Annotated in this window: 17 protein-coding genes; 6 read left to right on the forward strand and 11 right to left on the reverse strand. The window is 73.1% G+C overall.

The window, feature by feature from the left end; genetic code table 11:
- Positions 1 to 84: 84 nt before the first annotated feature.
- The 7 genes from TPA0908_RS07995 to TPA0908_RS08025 all read right to left on the reverse strand — a co-directional run bounded on the left by TPA0908_RS07995 (position 85) and on the right by TPA0908_RS08025 (position 5536).
- Positions 85 to 831 carry an MBL fold metallo-hydrolase gene (locus TPA0908_RS07995; RefSeq protein ID WP_281936095.1) on the reverse strand — a complete coding sequence of 249 codons (747 nt, stop codon included), beginning with the start codon at positions 829 to 831 and terminating at the stop codon, positions 85 to 87.
- 224 nt (positions 832 to 1055) lie between these two features.
- The gene (locus tag TPA0908_RS08000; RefSeq protein ID WP_281936097.1) at positions 1056 to 2021 is read right to left on the reverse strand and encodes a PLP-dependent cysteine synthase family protein; all 966 of its coding nucleotides are present in this window, start codon (positions 2019 to 2021) and stop codon (positions 1056 to 1058) included.
- Between the two features lie 10 nt (positions 2022 to 2031).
- Positions 2032 to 2406 (reverse strand): MoaD/ThiS family protein, encoded by a 375-nt coding sequence (locus TPA0908_RS08005; RefSeq protein WP_281936099.1) that lies wholly within the window; start codon positions 2404 to 2406, stop codon positions 2032 to 2034.
- Between the two features lie 70 nt (positions 2407 to 2476).
- On the reverse strand, positions 2477 to 2965 hold the full coding sequence (locus TPA0908_RS08010) for a M67 family metallopeptidase (protein WP_281936101.1): 489 nt from the start codon (positions 2963 to 2965) through the stop codon (positions 2477 to 2479).
- 55 nt (positions 2966 to 3020) lie between these two features.
- Positions 3021 to 3518, reverse strand: a complete 498-nt coding sequence (locus TPA0908_RS08015; protein WP_281936294.1) for a DUF2017 domain-containing protein — start codon at positions 3516 to 3518, stop codon at positions 3021 to 3023.
- A gap of 61 nt (positions 3519 to 3579) precedes the next feature.
- Positions 3580 to 3870, reverse strand: coding sequence for an ATP-dependent Clp protease adapter ClpS (clpS, locus tag TPA0908_RS08020; protein WP_107162392.1), 291 nt, complete (start codon positions 3868 to 3870; stop codon positions 3580 to 3582).
- A 103-nt stretch (positions 3871 to 3973) separates the two neighbouring features.
- Positions 3974 to 5536, reverse strand: a complete 1563-nt coding sequence (locus tag TPA0908_RS08025; RefSeq protein WP_281936105.1) for a P-loop NTPase family protein — start codon at positions 5534 to 5536, stop codon at positions 3974 to 3976.
- Between the two features lie 193 nt (positions 5537 to 5729).
- Between TPA0908_RS08025 and TPA0908_RS08030 the strand changes: the two genes are divergently transcribed.
- From TPA0908_RS08030 to TPA0908_RS08045, 4 genes are all read left to right on the forward strand, one after another.
- Positions 5730 to 8402: a LuxR C-terminal-related transcriptional regulator gene (locus TPA0908_RS08030; protein ID WP_281936107.1), complete on the forward strand. Its 2673-nt coding sequence runs from the start codon at positions 5730 to 5732 to the stop codon at positions 8400 to 8402.
- A gap of 16 nt (positions 8403 to 8418) precedes the next feature.
- Positions 8419 to 9705 (forward strand): nicotinate phosphoribosyltransferase, encoded by a 1287-nt coding sequence (locus TPA0908_RS08035; RefSeq protein WP_281936109.1) that lies wholly within the window; start codon positions 8419 to 8421, stop codon positions 9703 to 9705.
- Between the two features lie 15 nt (positions 9706 to 9720).
- Positions 9721 to 10302: an isochorismatase family protein gene (locus tag TPA0908_RS08040; protein ID WP_281936111.1), complete on the forward strand. Its 582-nt coding sequence runs from the start codon at positions 9721 to 9723 to the stop codon at positions 10300 to 10302.
- Positions 10303 to 10364: 62 nt separating this feature from the next.
- The gene (locus TPA0908_RS08045) at positions 10365 to 11588 is read left to right on the forward strand and encodes an MFS transporter (RefSeq protein WP_281936113.1); all 1224 of its coding nucleotides are present in this window, start codon (positions 10365 to 10367) and stop codon (positions 11586 to 11588) included.
- A 115-nt stretch (positions 11589 to 11703) separates the two neighbouring features.
- Here TPA0908_RS08045 and TPA0908_RS08050 read toward each other — a convergent pair whose 3' ends face one another.
- The 3 genes from TPA0908_RS08050 to TPA0908_RS08060 form a co-directional block, all read right to left on the reverse strand.
- Positions 11704 to 11895 carry a hypothetical protein gene (locus TPA0908_RS08050; RefSeq protein ID WP_374709180.1) on the reverse strand — a complete coding sequence of 64 codons (192 nt, stop codon included), beginning with the start codon at positions 11893 to 11895 and terminating at the stop codon, positions 11704 to 11706.
- Positions 11896 to 12336: 441 nt separating this feature from the next.
- On the reverse strand, positions 12337 to 14094 hold the full coding sequence (gene ctaD / locus TPA0908_RS08055; protein ID WP_281936115.1) for an aa3-type cytochrome oxidase subunit I: 1758 nt from the start codon (positions 14092 to 14094) through the stop codon (positions 12337 to 12339).
- Positions 14095 to 14223: 129 nt separating this feature from the next.
- Complete coding sequence (locus TPA0908_RS08060; RefSeq protein ID WP_281936117.1) at positions 14224 to 15330, reverse strand: FAD-dependent monooxygenase; 1107 nt, start codon at positions 15328 to 15330, stop codon at positions 14224 to 14226.
- 221 nt (positions 15331 to 15551) lie between these two features.
- On the opposite strand from TPA0908_RS08060, the gene TPA0908_RS08065 reads away from it, so the two are divergent.
- Positions 15552 to 16691, forward strand: a complete 1140-nt coding sequence (locus TPA0908_RS08065; protein ID WP_281936119.1) for a GH12 family glycosyl hydrolase domain-containing protein — start codon at positions 15552 to 15554, stop codon at positions 16689 to 16691.
- A 61-nt stretch (positions 16692 to 16752) separates the two neighbouring features.
- Here TPA0908_RS08065 and TPA0908_RS08070 read toward each other — a convergent pair whose 3' ends face one another.
- On the reverse strand, positions 16753 to 17535 hold the full coding sequence (locus TPA0908_RS08070; RefSeq protein ID WP_281936121.1) for an aldo/keto reductase: 783 nt from the start codon (positions 17533 to 17535) through the stop codon (positions 16753 to 16755).
- A gap of 70 nt (positions 17536 to 17605) precedes the next feature.
- Between TPA0908_RS08070 and TPA0908_RS08075 the strand changes: the two genes are divergently transcribed.
- Entirely contained in the window at positions 17606 to 18640 is a 1035-nt protein-coding gene (locus TPA0908_RS08075; protein WP_281936123.1) for a DNA polymerase ligase N-terminal domain-containing protein, read from the forward strand.
- The last annotated feature ends 3 nt before the right edge of the window (positions 18641 to 18643 follow it).

Here is an 18643-nt window from a genome sequence, read left to right on the forward strand (position 1 = left end):
AGCGTGCGGGCCGCACGGATGCGGCAGGCGACCACACGCTGACCGGCCGGCGAACAGTACGGCAACGCGCGGGCCGGCTGTCGCTCAGACGTCGTAGCCGGCGCCGGCGCGGACCACCTCGATCGGCCCGGCGTACGCCCCGGCCGCCGACTCCAGGGTGTGCGACTCGCTGCCCCACGCGGGAACGAGGTGGGTGAGCAGCAGCCGGCCCACCCCCGCCTTGGTGGCCGCCTCACCGGCCTCCCGGCCGGTCAGGTGCAGATCCGGCGGATTGTCCATGCCGTCCAGGTAGCTGGCCTCGCAGAGGAACACGTCGGCGTCCTGGGCCAGGCGCAGCAGCGCCTCGCAGGGCGCCGTGTCGGCGGAGTAGCAGAACACCCGGCCGCCGTGCTCCAGCCGCACCCCGTACGTCTCGACCGGGTGGTTCATCCGGTCGACGGTGACGGTGAACGGGCCGATCGGGAACGTGCCCGGCTGGAGGCTGTAGAACTGGTAGACGTCCTCCACCGTGCCCTCCTCCTGCCCGTACGCGCTGGCCAGCCGGTCGGGCGCGCCGGAGGGCGCGTACATCGGCAGGGGCGGGTAGGGGCCGTCCGGGGCGTACCGGCGCACCACCACGTAGTTCACCGCGTCGAACATGTGGTCGCAGTGCAGGTGGGTGAGGAGGATGGCGTCCGGGGCGTGCAGCCCGACGTAACGCTGGAGCGTGGAGAGCGAACCCGCGCCGAAGTCGACCAGGAGCCGGAACCCGTCGGCCTCCATCAGATAGGCGGAGCAGGGCGATTCGGGGCCCGGGAAGCTGCCCGCACAGCCGAGGACGGTCAGTCGCATCCGGTTGCCTCGATCTCACCGTGGGTAGTCGATGCGTCGGCAGCCGCCCCGCCGTTGATCTCCACCGACGCGCTCGCCACGCTGCGCAGCCTACGCGGCGGCCGGTCGGGCAAGAATCATCTACCGGAAGTTGTCATCAACGTGACACCCATACGCGTCCAGGATCCGGGAGATCGCGGCGATCCGGCCGGTGTGTCCCCACCGACCGGATCGCCACCGGGCCGTCAGGCCCAGAGTTGACCGTCCAGCGCGTCCTCGGCGTCCGCGAGCGTGCCGCCGTACGCCCCGGTGGACAGGTACTTCCAGCCGCCGTCGCAGACCACGAACGCCACGTCGGCGCGGCGGCCCGCCTTCACCGCCTCGTGCGCCACGGCGAGCGCGGCGTGCAGGATCGCGCCGGTGGAGAAACCGGCGAAGATCCCCTCCACCTCGACGAGCTGCCGGGTACGCAGCACCGCGTCCCGGGTGCCCACCGAGAAGCGCCGGGACAGCACCCCGGCGTCGTACAGCTCGGGCACGTAGCCCTCGTCGATGTTGCGCAGGCCGTAGACCAGCTCGCCGTAACGCGGCTCGGCCGCCACGATCTGGATGCCGTCGACCTTCTCCCGCAGGTAGCGGCCGGTGCCCATGAGCGTGCCGGTGGTGCCCAGCCCGGCCACGAAGTGGGTGATGCCCGGCAGGTCGTGCAACAGCTCCGGCCCGGTCGTCTCGTAGTGCGCCCGGGCGTTCGCCTCGTTGCCGTACTGGTAGAGCATCACCCAGTCGGGGTGCTCGGCCGCGATCTGCTTGGCGGTGGCGACGGCCTGGTTCGAGCCGCCGGCGGCCGGCGAGAAGATGATCTCCGCGCCGTACATCCGGAGCAGCTGCACCCGCTCGGTGGAGACGTTCTCCGGCATCACGCAGACCAGCCGGTAGCCGCGCAGCTTCGCCACCATGGCCAGCGAGATGCCGGTGTTGCCGCTGGTCGGCTCCAGGATGGTGTCGCCGGGGCGGAGCCGGCCGGCCTCCTCGGCCGCGCGGACCATGAACAGGGCCGCGCGGTCCTTGATGCTGCCGGTCGGGTTCCGGTCCTCCAGCTTGGCCCAGAGCCGCACCGGCGGCGCCCCGTCGGGCACGGTCGGGGAGAGCCGGGGCAGGCCGACCAGCGGCGTGCCCCCGGAGGCGTCGAGCAGGCTGTCGTACCGCGCCATGGCGGGCCGCCTAGCGGACGGCGACGGCGCGCGCGGACCTCGCGTGCGAGGCGGTCGCCGCTGCCGCGGCGCTGTGCGACGCGATCGCCGCTGCCGCGGCGAAGCCGAACGCGCCGCCGGCCACGGCCGGCAGGATGGTCACGCTGTCGCCGTCGTTGAGCTTCGCGTCCAGCGCGCCGAGGAAACGGACGTCCTCGTCGTTGACGTAGACGTTGACGAACCGGTGCAACGCGCCGGCGTCGGTGACCAGCCGGCCCCGCAGGCCGGCGTGCCGGGAGTCCAGGTCGGTGAGCAGGTCGGCGAGCGTGTCGCCACTGCCCTCGACGACCTTCGCGCCGCCGGTGTAGCTGCGCAGGATGGTGGGGATGCGAACCTCGATGGCCATGGTGTCTCGTGCTCCTCGTTCAAGGGTCGTGCCAGGTGACGGACGGGAAAGGGCATGCCGGCGCTGGGGATCAGCGGCCGGAACACTCGTAGTCGACCGTCGCCGGGCTCTGCCCGAACATGTAGGACTGGACGGCGTTCGGGTCCACGGCGGCGTCCACGATCTCGACCGGCTCCTCGGTGACCACCCCGTCGACGATCCGGAAGGAACGGATCTCCTCGGTGTCGGGCTCACGGGTGGAGACGAGCAGGTAGTGCGCACCCGGCTCGCCGGCGAAGGAGACGTCCGTGCGGGACGGGTAGGCCTCCGTCGCGGTGTGCGAGTGGTAGATGACGACCGGCTCCTCGTCGCGGTCGTCCATCTCCCGCCAGACCCGCAACTGCTCCATCGAGTCGAACTCGTAGAACGTCATCGAACGGGCGGCGTTGTCCATCGGGACGTGCCGGGTCGGGGTGTCGCTGCCGGCGGGACCGGCGACCACGCCGCACGCCTCGTCCGGGTGGTCCCGGCGCGCGTGGGCCACGATCGCGTCGATGATCGACCGGTCGATGCTCAGCACGTCGACCAGCCTAGCGCCTGGCCGCCCCGGGCGGCGAGGTGGCCGCCGTCACCACTCAGTCGATGAGTGCGTTGAGCAGGGACTCCTGGAGATACCCGAGATAGGCGTAGACCGACAGTTGGAACACCCGGGACGAGGCCGGGTCCGCGGCGACCGCGTCGTCCAGCTCCTCACCCAGGTCGGTGCCGTCCTTGATCTCCAGCCGGACGCCCATCGCCAGTCGGGCGTCGTTGAGCGCCCGCAGCCACGCCTCGGCCGCCTCGGCGTCCAGCCGCACCTCGCCGCCCTCGTCGCCGTCGGGCAACGCGGCGAGGATCGCGCCGGCCTGGTCGATCTTCGCGGTCTTCAGGTCACCCTCGGTGTAGCGGCGGAACTCGGCGGTGCCGGCGTCGTCGTCCGGGTAGACCTCCGGGAAGAGCCGGCCGACCACCGGGTCGCCGTGGTCGAAGCCGTCGGTGAGCAGCCCGACCACCTCGGAGGCGACCTTGCGCAGCACCCGCACCTCGTCCACCGCGAAACTGGCCACGTAGCTGTCGCCCCGGCGACGGAACATGCTCACCGCGCCGTCCTCGGTCGCGACTGCGGGGCTCGCAACACCGGCTCACTCCTCACGCTCACGACCGGTCCACCGTCGCCCACAGCCCGTACGCGTGCAGCTGCGCCGCGTCGTGCTCCATGCGTTCCCGGGCCCCGCTGGAGACCACCGCCTTGCCCTTGTGGTGCACGTCCAGCATGAGCTGCTCCGCCTTCTCCCTGCTGTACCCGAACAGCTTCTGGAACACCCAGGTCACGTACGTCATCAGGTTGACCGGATCGTCCCAGACGATGGTCACCCATGGCCGGTCGGAGACCGGCACCTCTGTGGTGTCCGGCGTCTCGACCGGCGCAACCTGTGGAGCCGCCATGCCCCCCATCGTGCCACCGGATCCGCCGAACCGATGAACCGGAACGGCGCGGCGGTCGGGATCGCCCGCCCGGACCGCGGGCGCGCACCCGGCGACCCCGGCCTCAGGCGAGCAGGATGCCGTGGTCGACAGCATCGGCGAGCACTCCACCCAGCGAGAGACGGATCACCTCGAAGCGACGGGACACCTCGCGGGACAGTTCGAGTTCCACCTCGCGCAGGGCACGCTGGGCCCAGGACCGGGCGGCGTTCGGGTCGTCGTTGCCCGGCGCGCGCCAGTGCTGCCAGCAGCCGCCGTTCAGCGCCACGCCGACCGGCGGGAGCGCCTCGTCGCGTGCCGCGCCGGGCAGCCCGGCCAGCGCGTCCAGGGCGCCGACGCCGGCCAACGAGGCGACCCCGGCGGTGCTGGTGACCAGGAGCACCCGGTCCAGCTCCCGGCCGTCGGGATGGTCGGCGAGCCCCCAGCGCACCGCGCGGGTGATCCGCCGGCGTACGCCTTCGGCGAGCGGCGCGCCGAAGACCCGGGCGGCGGCGTCGTCGACCATGCCGCGCACCGCCTCGTCGCACTGCGCGGTGGCGAGCAGGGACAGCGCCTCCAGCTCACGGTCGAGCAACGGCGGCAGGCCGGCGCAGCCGACCCCGAAGACGATCTCCTGGACCACCCGGAGATGGATGTTGGCCAGTTCCAGCGCGAGGTGCTGGCGGATCCGCTGGGCGCAGGAGCGGGCCTGGCGGTCGAGCCGGTCGGCCAGCTCGGCCGGCTCGACGCCGGTCAGCACCGCCACCCGGCCGTGCGCGCCGGGTGGTTCGGGCGGCCGGGCGCTGGCCCGCCGCAGCCCTTCGCCGGCGGCCCAGCCGACCAACGCCCGGCGCAGGTTCGGCAGCTCGGAGCGGCGGGCCGGGAACCACCGGGCCCGGGCGAGCGCGGGCACCGCGGCCAACAGCACCGCCCGGTGGGCTGCGATGGAGACCGCCACCGAGTCGAGCGGGCCGGCGGGGCCGGGCGGGCCGGCGGGGCCGGGCGACGGCACGGACGCCCCCGTGCCCTCCGCCGTCGCGCCGTCCGCCGGCACCGCCCAGCCGGTCCCGCCGGGAGTGACGACGAAGAACACCTCGACCGACGCCCGCGCCACCTCGGTCAGCAGGTGCAGCTCGGCGGCGCTGAACGCCTGGTCGGCGGCGATCACGAAAAGCAGCGCGCCGGCCCGGCCCACGGCGTCCCGCAGCACCCGGCCACCGGCCACCCCCAGCGCGGCGGTGTCCGGCGTGTCGAGCACCGCGAAGTGCCGCAGCAGCGGGTCGGGCAGGCTGAGCTCGACCCGGCGCGGCGGCCGGGCCAGCGCGGGACCGGTGGCGAGCGGGTCGACGCCGTACGCGAGCGGGTGGCGGTAGCCCGGGACACCGGCCGCCCGGGTGGCGACCTTGGCGTGGTTGACGAGCAGGTGGCTGCCGACGGGCACGGCCAGCGCCCCGGCCGGCACCCCGAGCAGACCGGCGACCAGCTCGCGCCGACCGGCGCCGGCCGGGCCGGCCGCGACCACGGCGAGCGGCTCGTCCGGGCCCGGTGCGGTCACGCCGAGGCGGGTCGGGAGCGCGGCGCATCGCGGCGGCTCGGCGCGGTCGCCCGGATCGGGCACGTCGACCGAAGGGAGTGGACCCGGCTTCATCAGACGGCCTCCCGTTGAGGCGGCCGGGCGCGGCCCGGTCGCGGGAACTGTCCCCGGCGGGGATGTCGGAAGAGTACGGGTGTCGGCCATCCGACACCGAACACATCCGGTACTCAGGAGTAATTGCCAGATTACTCAACTTCACTGCGTGACGGCGTGCACGCGGAGGGCATTCCATCGATATGCTGCCTCGATGACCAGGTGGGAGTTCGTCGGCCGAGCGGATGAACTTGACCGGCTGTCATCCACGATCGGCGGTCCGGACGGGCGCGGCCTGCTCTTCAGCGGCGACGCCGGGGTGGGCAAGAGCCGCCTGCTGCGGGAGGGGGTGGCCGCGCTCTCCCCCGAGCGCTTCGCGATCTGGTCGGTCGCGGCCAGCGCCACCACCGCCGCGCTGCCGTTCGGCGGGCTGGTCCAGGTGCTCCCCGCCGCGCAACCGCAGGGCCTCTCCCCCGCCGGCATCCTGCGCTGGGCGGTGGATCTGCTCCAGGAACAGGCCGCGGGCCGGCCCATCGTGCTGGCCATCGACGACGCGCACCTGCTCGACCCGCCCTCGGCGGCGCTGGTGCACCTGGTCGCCCGCTCGGAGAACGCCACCGTGATCGGGACGCTGCGCAACGGCGAGCAGATCCCGTTGCCGATCCGCGCGCTGTGGACCGACGACCTGGTCGACCTGGTCGAGCTGGGCCCGCTCGGCCGCAGCGAGACCACCGGCCTGCTCGCCGCGATCCTCGGCGGCCCGGTCGACGCCGGCTCCTCCGACCGGCTGTTCCGGCTCTCCGCCGGCAACCCGCTGCTGCTGCGCGAGCTGGTGCTGGCCGCCGGCGACGAGCTCGACCGCAGGTACGGGATCTGGCGGTGGACCGGCCGGCTGGAGCTGGCGCCCAGCCTCACCGACCTGATCGACACCCGGATCGGGCGGCTGACCCCGGGCGTCCGGGCGGTGGTGGAGCTGGTCGCCTTCGGCGAGCCGCTGGGCCTGCACCTGCTGGAACGGGCGGTCGAGCCGGCGGACGTGGAGGCCGCCGAGGAACGCGGCCTCATCGCCATGGTCCGCGACGACCGGCGGCTCAACGTCCGGCTGGCCCACCCGCTCTACGGCGAGGTGATGCGCCGGCACTGCCCGGTCAGCCGCACCCGCCGGCTCCAGGCCACCCTGGCCGAGCTGCTGGAACAGGTCGGCAAGCGCCGTCGCGACGATCTGCTGCGGGTCGCGGTGTGGCGGCTCGACTCGGGTACGGCGCAGAACGTGACGCTGCTGCTCGACGCCGCGGTGCAGGCGTTCGGCCGGTACGACGTGCCGCTGGCCACCCGGCTGGCCCGGGCCGCGTTGGAGGCCGGCGGCGGCACGGACGCCGCGGAACTGCTCGCCACCATCCTCATGTTCGGCGACCGGCCGGAGGAGGCGATCCGGGTGCTCGACCAGGTCGCCGGCGAGATCCACGACGACCGGCGGCGCAGCCGCTGGCTGACCGTCCGGGGCATGGTGAGCTACTGGGGGCTCAACCGGGAGTCCACGGTGGAGGAGATCGCCGCCCGCGGCGCGGAGCTGGCCGATCCCGCCGACCGGGCCCGGGTCCGCGCCTTCGAGGCCATCATGCGGCTGCACCGGCTGGACGTCGACGTCGCGGTGCGGCTGGCCCAGGAGGTGCTGGACCGCCCCGCCGCGCCGATGGCGGCCCGGGAACTGGCCCGCTGCACGCTGGCCCACCTCCAGGCCGCGCAGGGGCAGTACCGTCGCAGCGCCACCGCGATCGCCCGGGTGCAGGCCGAGGCGGCGTGCTGGCGCTCCGACATGCCCTACCTCCAGCTCGCCATGGAACTGGCCCGGGGCACCCGGCTGGCGCTCTCCGGCGACCTGGCCGGCATCGACGCGATCGTCGCCGACGAGTTCGCCGACCTGGCCGGCGCCGGCGACTTCCGGCTCGGCAGCGGCTACCTGGCCATCCTCCAGGCGTACGCGGCACGGCTGCGCGGGCGCGGCGGCGACGCGCTCCGGACCAGCCTGGGCGCCTGCGCGGTGCTCACCACCAGCCGGGTCTACGCCGGCCTGGCCCACGCCGAGCGCGCCCAGGCCGCGGCGCTGCGCGGGGACGCGGCGCACGCCGCCGAGGCGATGGCCGAGGCGGACCGCACGCACGCGCCCGGGATGGCGGTCCTCTACCCGTGGCTGGAGCAGGCCCGGGGCGCCGCGCAGGCGGTGGCCGGTGACCTGCCGGGCGCCGTCAAGCACCTCTGCGCGCTGGCCGACCGGCTGCGCGAGGACGGCCTCGCCGGCCACGAGATGCTCGTCCTGCTCGACCTGGTCCGGCTCGACCAGGCCGCCGCCCCGGTCGGCCCCACCTGCACCGACGGTGGCCGGCGCTCGGTGGCGCAGCGCCTGGCGGAACTCTCCGAACAGATCGACGGCGTGCTGCCGCCGCTGGTCGCCCGGTATGCCCGGGCCGCGCTCGACGGCTCCCCGGACGACCTGCTCGCGGTCGCCGACGGCTTCGCCGACCGGGAGCTGGTCGTCTACGCCGCCGAGGCGACCGCGATGGCGCTGCACCGGATGCGGGACGCCCGGGCCGGCGGTCCGGGGGCGGCCCGGGAACGTCTCGCCGACCTGCTGCGCCGCTGCGACGAGATCTCCACCCCGGCGTTACGGCTGCTCCGGCCGGCGCTCAGCGACCGCGAGTGGGAGATCGCCCGCCTCGCCGCCACCGGGCTGACCAGCCGCGTGATCGCGGAACGGCTGTTCCTCTCCACCCGCACGGTGGAGAACCACCTGCAACGCGTCTACAGCAAGCTCGGCGTCACCCGCCGTAGCGAGCTGCGGGCCGCGCTGGGTTCGATGCCGGGGCACGACGGCACGGATCCGGCCTGAACTCTAGGCTGGGGCGGTGAGCACTCTTCGCCCCGCGCTGCTGACCGACCACTACGAGCTGACCATGGTCAGCGCCGCGCTTCAGGACGGCACGGCCGACCGGCGCTGCGTCTTCGAGGTGTTCAGCCGGCGGCTGCCGGCCGGCCGCCGCTACGGGGTGGTCGCCGGCACCGGCCGGCTGATCGAGATGATCCGCGACTTCCGGTTCGACCCGACGGAGATCGACTTCCTGCGCCGGACCGGCGTGGTCGACGACCGGGCCGCGCAGTGGCTGGCCGACTACCGGTTCACCGGCGACGTCGACGGCTACGCCGAGGGCGAGTTGTTCTTCCCCGGCTCACCGATCCTCACCGTGTCCGGCTCGTTCGCCGAGTGCGTGGTGCTGGAGACGCTGGTGCTCTCCGTGCTCAACCACGACTGCGCGATCGCCGCGGCGGCGGCCCGGATGGTCACCGCCGCCCGGGGCCGGGCGCTGATCGAGATGGGCTCCCGCCGGGCACACGAGGAGGCCGCGGTGGCCGCCGCGCGGTCGGCGTACCTGGCCGGGTTCCGGTTCACCTCCAACCTGGCCGCCGGGCAGCGCTACGGCATCCCGACCGCCGGCACCGCCGCACACGCGTTCACGCTGCTGCACGACGACGAGCGGACCGCGTTCGCGTCCCAGGTCGCCACGCTGGGCAAGGACACCACGCTGCTGGTCGACACGTACGACATCGCGCAGGGCATCCGCAACGCCATCGCGGTGGCCGGGCCGGAGCTGCGGGCGGTCCGGATCGACTCGGGCGACCTGGCGGTGATCGCCCAGCAGTCCCGTGAGCTGCTCGACTCACTCGGCGCCACCGAAACGAAGATCATCGTCTCCGGCGACCTGGACGAGTACGCGATCGCCTCGCTCGCCGCCGAGCCGGTCGACATGTACGGCGCCGGCACCGCGGTGGTGACCGGCTCGGGCGCGCCCACCGCCGGCCTGGTCTACAAGCTGGTCGAGGTGGAGGGGCGGCCGGTGGTCAAGCGCTCCGAGCACAAGTCCACCATCGGCGGCCGGAAGGTCGCCGTCCGCCGGCACAAGCCGACCGGCACCGCCACCGAGGAGGTCATCGTGCCGCAGGGCGTGCCGGACCGGCAGCCCAACGACCGGCTGCTCCAGCACTCGTACGTGGTGTCCGGCGAGCCGGTGACGCTGCCGACGCTGGACGAGTCCCGGGAACACCTGCGAGAGTGCCTGATCTCCATCCCGTGGGAGGGGCTCAAGCTCTCCGGCGGCGACCCGGCGGTGCCGGTGACCGTCCTACCCGCGACCTGAGAAGGGACCGACCAGATGGCGAACGCGTTGATCATCGTGGACGTGCAGAACGACTTCTGCGAGGGCGGCTCCCTCGCGGTCGGCGGCGGGGCCGGGGTGGCCGGCGGCATCTCCCGGCTGCTCGCCGCCGAGCCGGACCGCTGGGACCACGTGGTCGCGACCAAGGACTACCACGTCGACCCGGGCGCGCACTTCGGTGACCCGCCGGACTTCGTCGACTCCTGGCCCCGGCACTGCGTGGTCGGCACGTCCGGCTCCGAGTTCCACCCCGAGCTGGAGACCGGGCGGGTGGAGGCGATCTTCCACAAGGGCGAGCACGCGGCCGCGTACTCCGGTTTCGAGGGGCACGCGCCCGACGGCGAGTGCCTGGCCGACTGGCTGCGCCGGCACGACGTGGACCGGGTCGACGTGGTCGGCATCGCCACCGACCACTGCGTCCGCGCGACCGCGCTGGACGCCGCCCGGGAGGGCTTCCGGACCACCGTGCTGCTGGAGCTGACCGCCGCCGTCGCGCCGGAGACGCTCGACGTGGCGTTGCGCGCGCTCGACGGCGCCGGTGTCGCCATGGTCGGCGACCCTGTGATCAACGCCGCTTGACCAGGTAATCGCTTGCGACTGTCGCACCTCCGGCCCAGGATGGCGCGGGAGGTGCGGCCGTCGTGAACCTGAAGCCCTACCGGGAGGCGCTGGCCCTGCCCGGTCTGCGCTCGCTGCTGCTGGTGTCCGTGCTGGCCCGCATCCCGCTGACCGCGGTCGGGGTGACGCTCACCTTCTACGTGGTGCTCGACCTGGGGCGGGGCTACGGCGCCGCCGGCCTGGTCGGCGCCGCGGCCACCGTCGGCACGGCGATCGGCGCGCCGCTGCTCGGCCGGCTCGTCGACCGCCACGGCCTGCGGCCGGTGCTGCTGCTCTGCACGATCGTCGAGGGCGTGTTCTGGGCCGCCGCGCCCACCCTCTCCTACCCGGTGCTGCTGCCCGCCGCGTTCCTGGCCGGGCTGCTCGCGCTGCCGGTCTTCTCGGTGGTCCGCCAGTCCATCGCCGCGCTGGTCCCGGCGGAGCAACGCCGCCCGGCGTACGCGCTGGACTCGATGTCGGTCGAGCTGTCGTTCATGGTGGGCCCCGCGGCCGCGGTGGCGTTGGCGACCACCGTCACGCCGCGCCTCACGCTCTGGGCGGTCGGTGCCGGCATCGTCGCCTCCGGCATCTGTTTCTGGCTGCTGAACCCGCCGACCCGGGGCGTCGACGATCCGGCCGGCCCGCGGCGCGCGGTGCCGCGTCGGGAGTGGCTCACCCCGCGCCTGCTCTCCGTGCTGGCGGTCAGCCTGGCCGCCACGCTGGTGCTGGGTGGCACCGACGTCGCCGTGGTGGCGGTGCTCCGGGCCGGCGGCGAGGTCGGGTGGACCGGCGTGGTGCTGGCCGTGTGGGCGGTCGCCTCGCTGGTGGGCGGCTTCGCCTACGGCGCGGTAAGCCGCTCGTTCTCCCCGCTGGCGCTGGTGGCGGTGCTCAGCCTCACCACCATCCCGGTCGGGCTGGGCGGCTCGCACTGGTGGCTGCTCGCCCTGGCGCTGATCCCGACCGGCGCGCTCTGCGCGCCCACCATCGCGGCCACCGCGGACGCGGTGAGCCGGCTGGCTCCGCCCGACGTGCGCGGCCTGGCGATGGGTCTGCACGGCTCCGCCGTCACGGTCGGCATCGCCCTGGGCGCGCCGCTGGCCGGCGCGGTGATCGACGCCTCCGCCCCGGCCTGGGGCTTCGCGGTCACCGGCGCGGTCGGCGTCCTGGTGGCGCTGGTCGTGCTCCCGGTCGAGCTGCGCCACCGCCGCACCGCACCTCCGCCCGCCACCGTCACTCCAGAGCCGGACCGGGCCCCCGCGCTCCCCTGACCGGTGCCGCGTGCGTGCGGCCTGTGCACTGTGGGTGCGGTTGTTGTTGCCATAGCGACGACAGGCGCACCCACAGCCGCCGGCCTGCCGGTGACGGCGAGGGCGGCCAGCCGTCTCAGTCGGCCGACAGGTCGGGTCGGTGCTCCCGGACCCACTTCTCGACGTCCGACTTCCGCCAGATCTGGCCCATCCTGAGCACCTGGTACGGGGCGGGGAAGTCACGACGGGAGGCGACCACCGATGCGCGGGCGCGTGAGACGCCACCGAGCATGTCTCGGATCTCGGCGATTCCCACGAACTCGACCACCCCTTGACGGTAGGTATCGCCAGTTGCTCGACGGTCGGTAACAGCGATCGGGGTTGACGATCGATAACAACGCGAGCACGATCGGGGAATGATGCACCCCATTCCTCTCCCGTACCCGATCGCAGTCGCCGAGCGATGCGGCCGCACGTTCCGATGCGACCCCGCTGGCTCTGCCGCGTCTGCTCGGCTCCATGGCCGTGCCAACCGGCGCGTCTGCTGCTGCTGATGGTGCCGGACCCCGGCGAGCTGTTCGACCGCTTCGTCGGCTGGGCCGGACTCCGTTGATCAAGGAGTTTGCGTCAGTTCGGTGGCCATCGCCGACGCAAACTTCTTGATCAACGGGGGCGGGGCGAGGGCGGGGCGAGGGCGGGGTGAGGGGGAGAGAAAGGCGACGGGCGCCGCGCCCCGGAGGGGTGCGGCGCCCGGCGTGGGCTGATCGGGTCAGCGCTGGTCGAGGTTCCCGGCGGTGTCCTCCTGGTAGCTGGCACCACCGTTGACCTCGCTGGTCAGCGGCTTGGCGCCACCCTCCGGCGGGCCGGCGACGCTCTGCCCGGCGGCCAGCTCGGGGAACTTCGCGTCGAACGCGGGCCGCTCGGAGCGGATCCGCGGCATCCGGTCGAAGTTCCGCAGCGGCGGCGGGCAGGTGGTGGCCCACTCCAGCGAGTTGCCGTGGCCCCACGGGTCGTCGACCTCGACCACCGGGCCGGTCTTGTACGACTTCCAGCAGTTCCAGATGAACGGCAGGGTCGAGATGCCGGTGATGAACGCGCCGATGGTGGAGACCATGTTCAGCGTGGTGAAACCGTCGTCGGCCTGGTAGTCGGCGTACCGGCGGGGCATGCCCTCGGCGCCCAGCCAGTGCTGCACCAGGAACGTGGTGTGGAAACCGATCATGGTGAGCCAGAAGTGAATCTTGCCGAGCCGCTCGTCGAGCATCCGGCCGAACATCTTCGGGAACCAGAAGTAGATGCCGGCGAAGACCGCGAACACGATGGTGCCGAACAGCACGTAGTGGAAGTGCGCCACCACGAAGTAGGAGTCGTGCAGGTGGAAGTCGATCGGCGGGCTGGCCAGCAGCACCCCGGTCAGACCACCGAAGAGGAACGTCACCAGGAAGCCGATCGCCCAGAGCATCGGCGTCTCGAACGTGACCTGGCCCCGCCACATGGTGCCGATCCAGTTGAAGAACTTCATGCCGGTCGGCACCGCGATCAGGTAGCTCAGGAAGCTGAAGAACGGCAGCAGCACCTGGCCGGTGGCGAACATGTGGTGCGCCCAGACGCTCATCGACAGCGCGGCGATGGCCACGGTGGCGGCGACCAGGCCCTTGTAGCCGAAGATCGGCTTCCGGGAGAAGACCGGGATGATCTCGGTGATGATGCCGAAGAACGGCAGCGCCACGATGTAGACCTCGGGGTGCCCGAAGAACCAGAACAGGTGCTGCCAGAGCATCGGGCCGCCGGTCGCCGGGTCGTACACGTGGGCGCCGAGCAGGCGGTCCGCGGCGAGCGCGAACAGCGCGGCGGCCAGCAGCGGGAAGACCAGGATGGCCAGCAGGCTGGTGACCAGCATGTTCCAGGTGAAGATGGGCATCCGGAACATGGTCATGCCCGGCGCGCGCAGGGTCAGGATCGTGGTGATCAGGTTGACCGCGCCGAGGATGGTGCCCAGACCGGAGATGGCCAGGCCGACCACCCACATGTTGGCGCCGACGCCCGGGGAGTGCTCGACGCTGCTCAGCGGCGTGTAGGCCGTCCAGCCGAAGTCGGCCGCGCCGCCGGGGGTGACGAAGCCGGCGACGGCCAGCGTGCCGCCGAAGAGGTAGAGCCAGTACGCGAACGCGTTCAGCCGGGGGAACGACACGTCGGGCGCGCCGATCTGCAGCGGCACCACGTAGTTCGCGAAGGCGAACACGATCGGCGTCGCGAAGAACAGCAGCATGATCGTGCCGTGCATGGTGAAGAGCTGGTTGTACTGCTCGGGCGACAGGAACTGCAGCCCCGGTCGCGCCAGCTCGGCGCGCATGATCAGGGCCATCAGGCCACCGATCATGAAGAACGCGAACGCGGTGACCATGTACATGATCCCGATCTGCTTCGCGTCCGTGGTGCGCAGCAGCCGCGCGAGGGCCGACCCCTTGACCGGCTCGCGGACCGGCCAGGGCCGGGTCACGACCGGCTTGGGTGCGACGGTGGTCACGAGTGGCCTCCGGTTCTGGGTTGTCCCGCTCGGCGCGCTGGTCATCGGCGCAGCCGTCATCCGCAAGGAGGATAGTCCCCGGTAGGTGGCCCCGCCGCGTGGGGTGGGCGGCTACGATCTTCGGCGCTTCTACGGCGGGCCGGTGAGAAGCCGGTAGTGCTCGCCGAAGATCCGACCGCCGCGTCCGCGCAGCAACGGGTCGCGCAGCGCCGGCGGCACGTCGCGGGTGCGGTTGCGGTCCCGGGTCCGGTCCCGCACCCAGCGGGTACGCGGCCGACGCCGACTCTCGTACGCGATCAACGCGGCGTCGACGCTGCCGGCGGCCTGGAGCGACTCGGCGAGCACGACCGCGTCCTCCAGCGCCATGGCGGTGCCCTGGGAGAGCGTCGGCGCGACGGCGTGAGCGGCGTCACCGACCAGCAGCACCCGGCCGTGGAACCAGCGGCCCAGCTCGACCTCCTCGGTGCGTTCGACGTGCACCGTCTCCAGCGCGGCGAGCACCTCGGGCACCGGGCCGCCGTAGCCGTCGAACAGCTCGTGCAGCCGGGCGAGCGGGTCGGCGGGCAGCGCGGTGCCGGCCTCGTCGGCGTAGCAGTAGAGCCGGCCGGCGCCGAGCGGCACCATCAGGAAGCCGGCCCGCTGGCCGAGCAGGGCGGTCCAGTCGGTGACCGGCGGGCCGTCGCGCACCACGGCGCGGTAGACCACCTGCCCGGCGGGGCGGGGCGGACCACCGAGGGCGGCCAGCGTACGGACCGCGGAGCGGGGTCCGTCCGCGCCGACGACCAGGTCGTACTCGCCGCCGGTGCCGTCGGTGAAGCCGACGGTGACGCCGGCGGAGTGGGGGTCGACGGTGCTCACCTCGGCGCCGTGCCGGACCGCGCCGCCGGCGCCGGTGAGCAGCACCCGGTGCAGTTCGGCGCGGGGCAGGGCCCGGCACTCCCCCACCCCGGCCCAGAGCGTGTCCAGGTCGACCTCGCACAGCGGCGCGCCGGCGGCGTCGAGGAAGCGCTGCCGGTGGATCACCTCACCGAGTGGTCGCAGCGGCCCGTCCAGGTCGAGTCGGCGCATCGCCCGCGCCGCGTTGCCGGGGAGGTAGAGGCCGGTGTCGGTGCGCTCGCCGGGCGGCAGCCGGTCGGTGACGTCCGGCCGGAACCCCGCCAGGCGCAGCGCCCGGGCCACGGCGAGGCCGGCGACGCCCGCGCCGACGACGAGGATGCGCAGGGGAGAACCACCCATCGTGGGGTACGCCTCCGGAGGGGGTCGGAACGCGTTGGAGGCAAGACACTACTCGCTGCGACCGGGCCCACGGAAGTGCCGAAGGCCCCCTCCTGACGCTTCTTAACCGGTTCAGTTGCGTATCGATTTCAAACATGTAAATGTGTTCCGGTGAACATGGGAGCGCTCCCGCACGTATCCCTCGACACCACCGGCGCCCCCGCGCCGACTCAAGGAGCATCATGAAGCGTTCACTCCGGGCCCTCGCCGCCGCCGGCCTGCTGGCCGCCGGCAGCATCGTCGCCGTCGCGCTCGGCGGCACCGCCTCCGCCGACACCCAGATCTGCGACCAGTACGGCTCCACCACCATCGGTGGTAAGTACGTGGTGCAGAACAACCGCTGGGGCACCAGCGCCCAGCAGTGCATCAACGTCACCTCGACCGGCTTCTCGATCACCCGGGCGGACGGTTCCGCGCCGACCAACGGGGCACCGGTCTCCTACCCGTCGATCTTCGTGGGCTGCCACTACACCAACTGCTCCCCCGGCACCAACCTGCCGGTGCAGGTGAAGAACATCAGCAGCGCGCCGGCCAGCATCAGCTACAACTACGTCAGCGGCGCGATCTACGACGCCGCGTACGACATCTGGCTCGACCCGTCGCCCAAGAAGGACGGCGTGAACCAGATGGAGATCATGATCTGGCTCAACCGGCAGGGCTCGATCCAGCCCATCGGCTCCCCGGTCGGCAACACGAACATCGCGGGCCGGACCTGGGAGGTCTGGCGGGGCAGCAACGGCTCCAACAACGTCATCTCGTACGTGGCGCCGTCCGCCATCCCCAGCTTCAGCTTCGACGCGCTGGCGTTCATCAACGACACCCGCAACCGGGGCGCGATCACCAACGACTGGTACCTCACCAGCATCCAGGCCGGCTTCGAGCCCTGGCAGGGCGGGGTCGGCCTGGCCGTGAACTCGTTCTCCCAGAGCGTCAACACCGGGGGCAGCAACCCGCCGCCCACCTCGACGCCGCCGACCACCACGCCGCCGCCCTCGGGCAGCTCGGCCTGCACCGTGACCTACCGGTCGACGAACGTGTGGAACAACGGCTTCACCGCCGAGGTGACGGTCAAGAACACCGGCAACAGCACGATCAACGGCTGGACGCTCAACTACAACCTGCCCTCCGGGCAGAACGTCACCAGCGCGTGGAACGCCACCGTGTCGCAGAGCGGCTCGGCGGTGACCGCGCGCAACGTCGACTACAACGGCACGCTGGCCCCCGGCGCGTCGACCAACTTCGGCTACCAGGCGACGCTGAACGGCAGCTTCTCCGCGCCGAGCAGCTTCACCCTCAACGGAACCGCCTGCGCCCGAGGCTGACCACCGCGACACGAGGGGGCGCGGTCCGCACCGGACCGCGCCCCCTTCCGCGTACGCGGCGTCAGCCGCCCAGCGCGTCGATGTCGCGCATCTCCTCGGCGGTCAGCGAGAACCCGAACACGTCGGCGTTGGCCCGGATCCGCTCCGGCGTGACCGACTTCGGGATCACCACGATCTCGTGGTCGATGTGCCAACGCAGCACCACCTGGGCCGGCGAGACGTCGTGCGCCTGGGCGATGCGCGCCAGCACCGGGTCGGACAGGTCGCTGGTCTTGAACGGGCTGTAGCCCTCCAGCACCACGCCCCGGTCCCGGTGGGCGGCGTGCGTCTGCCGGTCGTACAGCGACGGGCTCCACCGGATCTGGTTGACCGCGGGCGTCTCCTCGGTGGCCTGGATCAGCTCGTCGAGCTGCGCGGTCGAGTAGTTGCTCACCCCGACGGCGCGGGCCAGGTTCTCGTCCCGGGCGGCCAGCATCTCCCGCCAGACCGGGATGCTGTCGCCGGGCGCGGACGGCGGCCAGTGCACCAGCCACAGGTCGACGTACTCGGTGCCCAGCGCCGCCAGGCTCGCCTCGATGGTCTCCCGTTCCCGGCCCACCCGGTCCGGCGGCAGCTTCGTGGTGATGAACAGGTCCTCGCGGCGCAGCCCGCTCTCCGCGACTGCGCGCCCGACCTCCTTCTCGTTGCCGTACATCGTGGCGGTGTCGAGGTGCCGGTAGCCGGCGTCCAGCGCGGCGAGCACGGCCTGGTAGCCGTCCTCGCCGGTGGCCTGCCAGGTGCCGAAGCCGAGGAGCGGGATCCGGACGTCGCCGGGAAGCAGAAGGGTGGGCTGGTCGAGGTCCATGTCGACGGTTCTACCCCGCAACGCCGTCGCCATGCCGGCGCGCGCGCCGGGTATGCCGGAGAATACGGCTGTGGCGGACCGGCTGGAGGAGTACCGGCGGAAGCGGGACGCGGCGCGTACCCCGGAGCCGGTGCCCGAGCGGCCCCCGGCGCGGAAGCGGGCCGCGCGGCGCGCGCCCCGCTTCGTCATCCAGCAGCACCACGCCCGCAGCCTGCACTGGGACCTGCGGCTGGAGCACGACGGCGTGCTGGCCTCCTGGGCGGTGCCGCGCGGCCTGCCCCGCGACCCGGGCCGCAACCACCTCGCCGTGCACACCGAGGACCACCCGATGGAATACCTGACGTTCCACGGCGAGATCCCGGCCGGCGAGTACGGCGGCGGGCGGATGACCGTGCACGACACCGGCACCTACCGCGCCGAGAAGTGGCGCGACGACGAGGTGATCGTGGTGCTCGACGGCGCGCGCACCAAGGGCCGGTACGTCCTGTTCGCCACCGGCGGCCGGGGTCGGGACTGGATGGTCCGCCGCACCGACCCGGCGCCGGCGGGTTGGACGCCGATGCCCGAGCTGGTCCGCCCGATGCGCGCCACCGAGGGCGGCCGGCTGCCGCGCGACGCCGCCGCCTGGGGGTACGAGCCGCGCTGGGCGGGCGTGCGGGCGATGGCGTACGTCTCCGGCGGCCGGCTCCGGCTGCTCGACGGCGACGACACGGAGATCACCGGCGACCACCCCTGGCTGCGGGCCATGGCCGAGGAGCTGGCCCCCACCGAGGTGGTGCTGGACGGGGTGCTGGTGCGCATCGACCCGGCCGGGCGGGTCAAGCCGCCCAGCCGGCGCGACGGTCAGTTCCTCGCCGTCGACCTGCTCTGGCTGGAGGGCGTGTCCAGCCTCGACGTGCCGTACGCGCAACGCCGCGACCTGCTCGACGGTCTGGCGCTCGCCGGCCCGCACTGGCAGACTCCGCCGTGGTTCCCGGGTGTCGGCGCGGACGCCCTGCGGGCCGCCCGAGAGCAGCGGCTCCCCGGAGTGGTGGCGAAGCGCCTCGACTCCCCGTACGAGCCGGGCCGGCGCAGCCGGCACTGGCTGAGCATCGACGCGAGCTGAGGA

Origin of the sequence: Micromonospora sp. AKA38, from assembly GCF_027925725.1 — a bacterium.
Taxonomy (GTDB): domain Bacteria; phylum Actinomycetota; class Actinomycetes; order Mycobacteriales; family Micromonosporaceae; genus Micromonospora.

What these genes read in the sequence shown, in the direction of transcription:
- TPA0908_RS07995 (WP_281936095.1), bottom strand. Translation starts at nt 831, where the DNA reads ATGCGACTGACCGTCCTCGGCTGTGCGGGCAGCTTCCCGGGCCCCGAA.
- TPA0908_RS08000 (WP_281936097.1), bottom strand. Translation starts at nt 2,021, where the DNA reads ATGGCGCGGTACGACAGCCTGCTCGACGCCTCCGGGGGCACGCCGCTG.
- TPA0908_RS08005 (WP_281936099.1), bottom strand. Translation starts at nt 2,406, where the DNA reads ATGGCCATCGAGGTTCGCATCCCCACCATCCTGCGCAGCTACACCGGC.
- TPA0908_RS08015 (WP_281936294.1), bottom strand. Translation starts at nt 3,518, where the DNA reads ATGTTCCGTCGCCGGGGCGACAGCTACGTGGCCAGTTTCGCGGTGGAC.
- clpS (WP_107162392.1), bottom strand. Translation starts at nt 3,870, where the DNA reads ATGGCGGCTCCACAGGTTGCGCCGGTCGAGACGCCGGACACCACAGAG.
- TPA0908_RS08025 (WP_281936105.1), bottom strand. Translation starts at nt 5,536, where the DNA reads ATGAAGCCGGGTCCACTCCCTTCGGTCGACGTGCCCGATCCGGGCGAC.
- TPA0908_RS08030 (WP_281936107.1), top strand. Translation starts at nt 5,730, where the DNA reads ATGACCAGGTGGGAGTTCGTCGGCCGAGCGGATGAACTTGACCGGCTG.
- TPA0908_RS08040 (WP_281936111.1), top strand. Translation starts at nt 9,721, where the DNA reads ATGGCGAACGCGTTGATCATCGTGGACGTGCAGAACGACTTCTGCGAG.
- TPA0908_RS08060 (WP_281936117.1), bottom strand. Translation starts at nt 15,330, where the DNA reads ATGGGTGGTTCTCCCCTGCGCATCCTCGTCGTCGGCGCGGGCGTCGCC.
- TPA0908_RS08065 (WP_281936119.1), top strand. Translation starts at nt 15,552, where the DNA reads ATGAAGCGTTCACTCCGGGCCCTCGCCGCCGCCGGCCTGCTGGCCGCC.
- TPA0908_RS08070 (WP_281936121.1), bottom strand. Translation starts at nt 17,535, where the DNA reads ATGGACCTCGACCAGCCCACCCTTCTGCTTCCCGGCGACGTCCGGATC.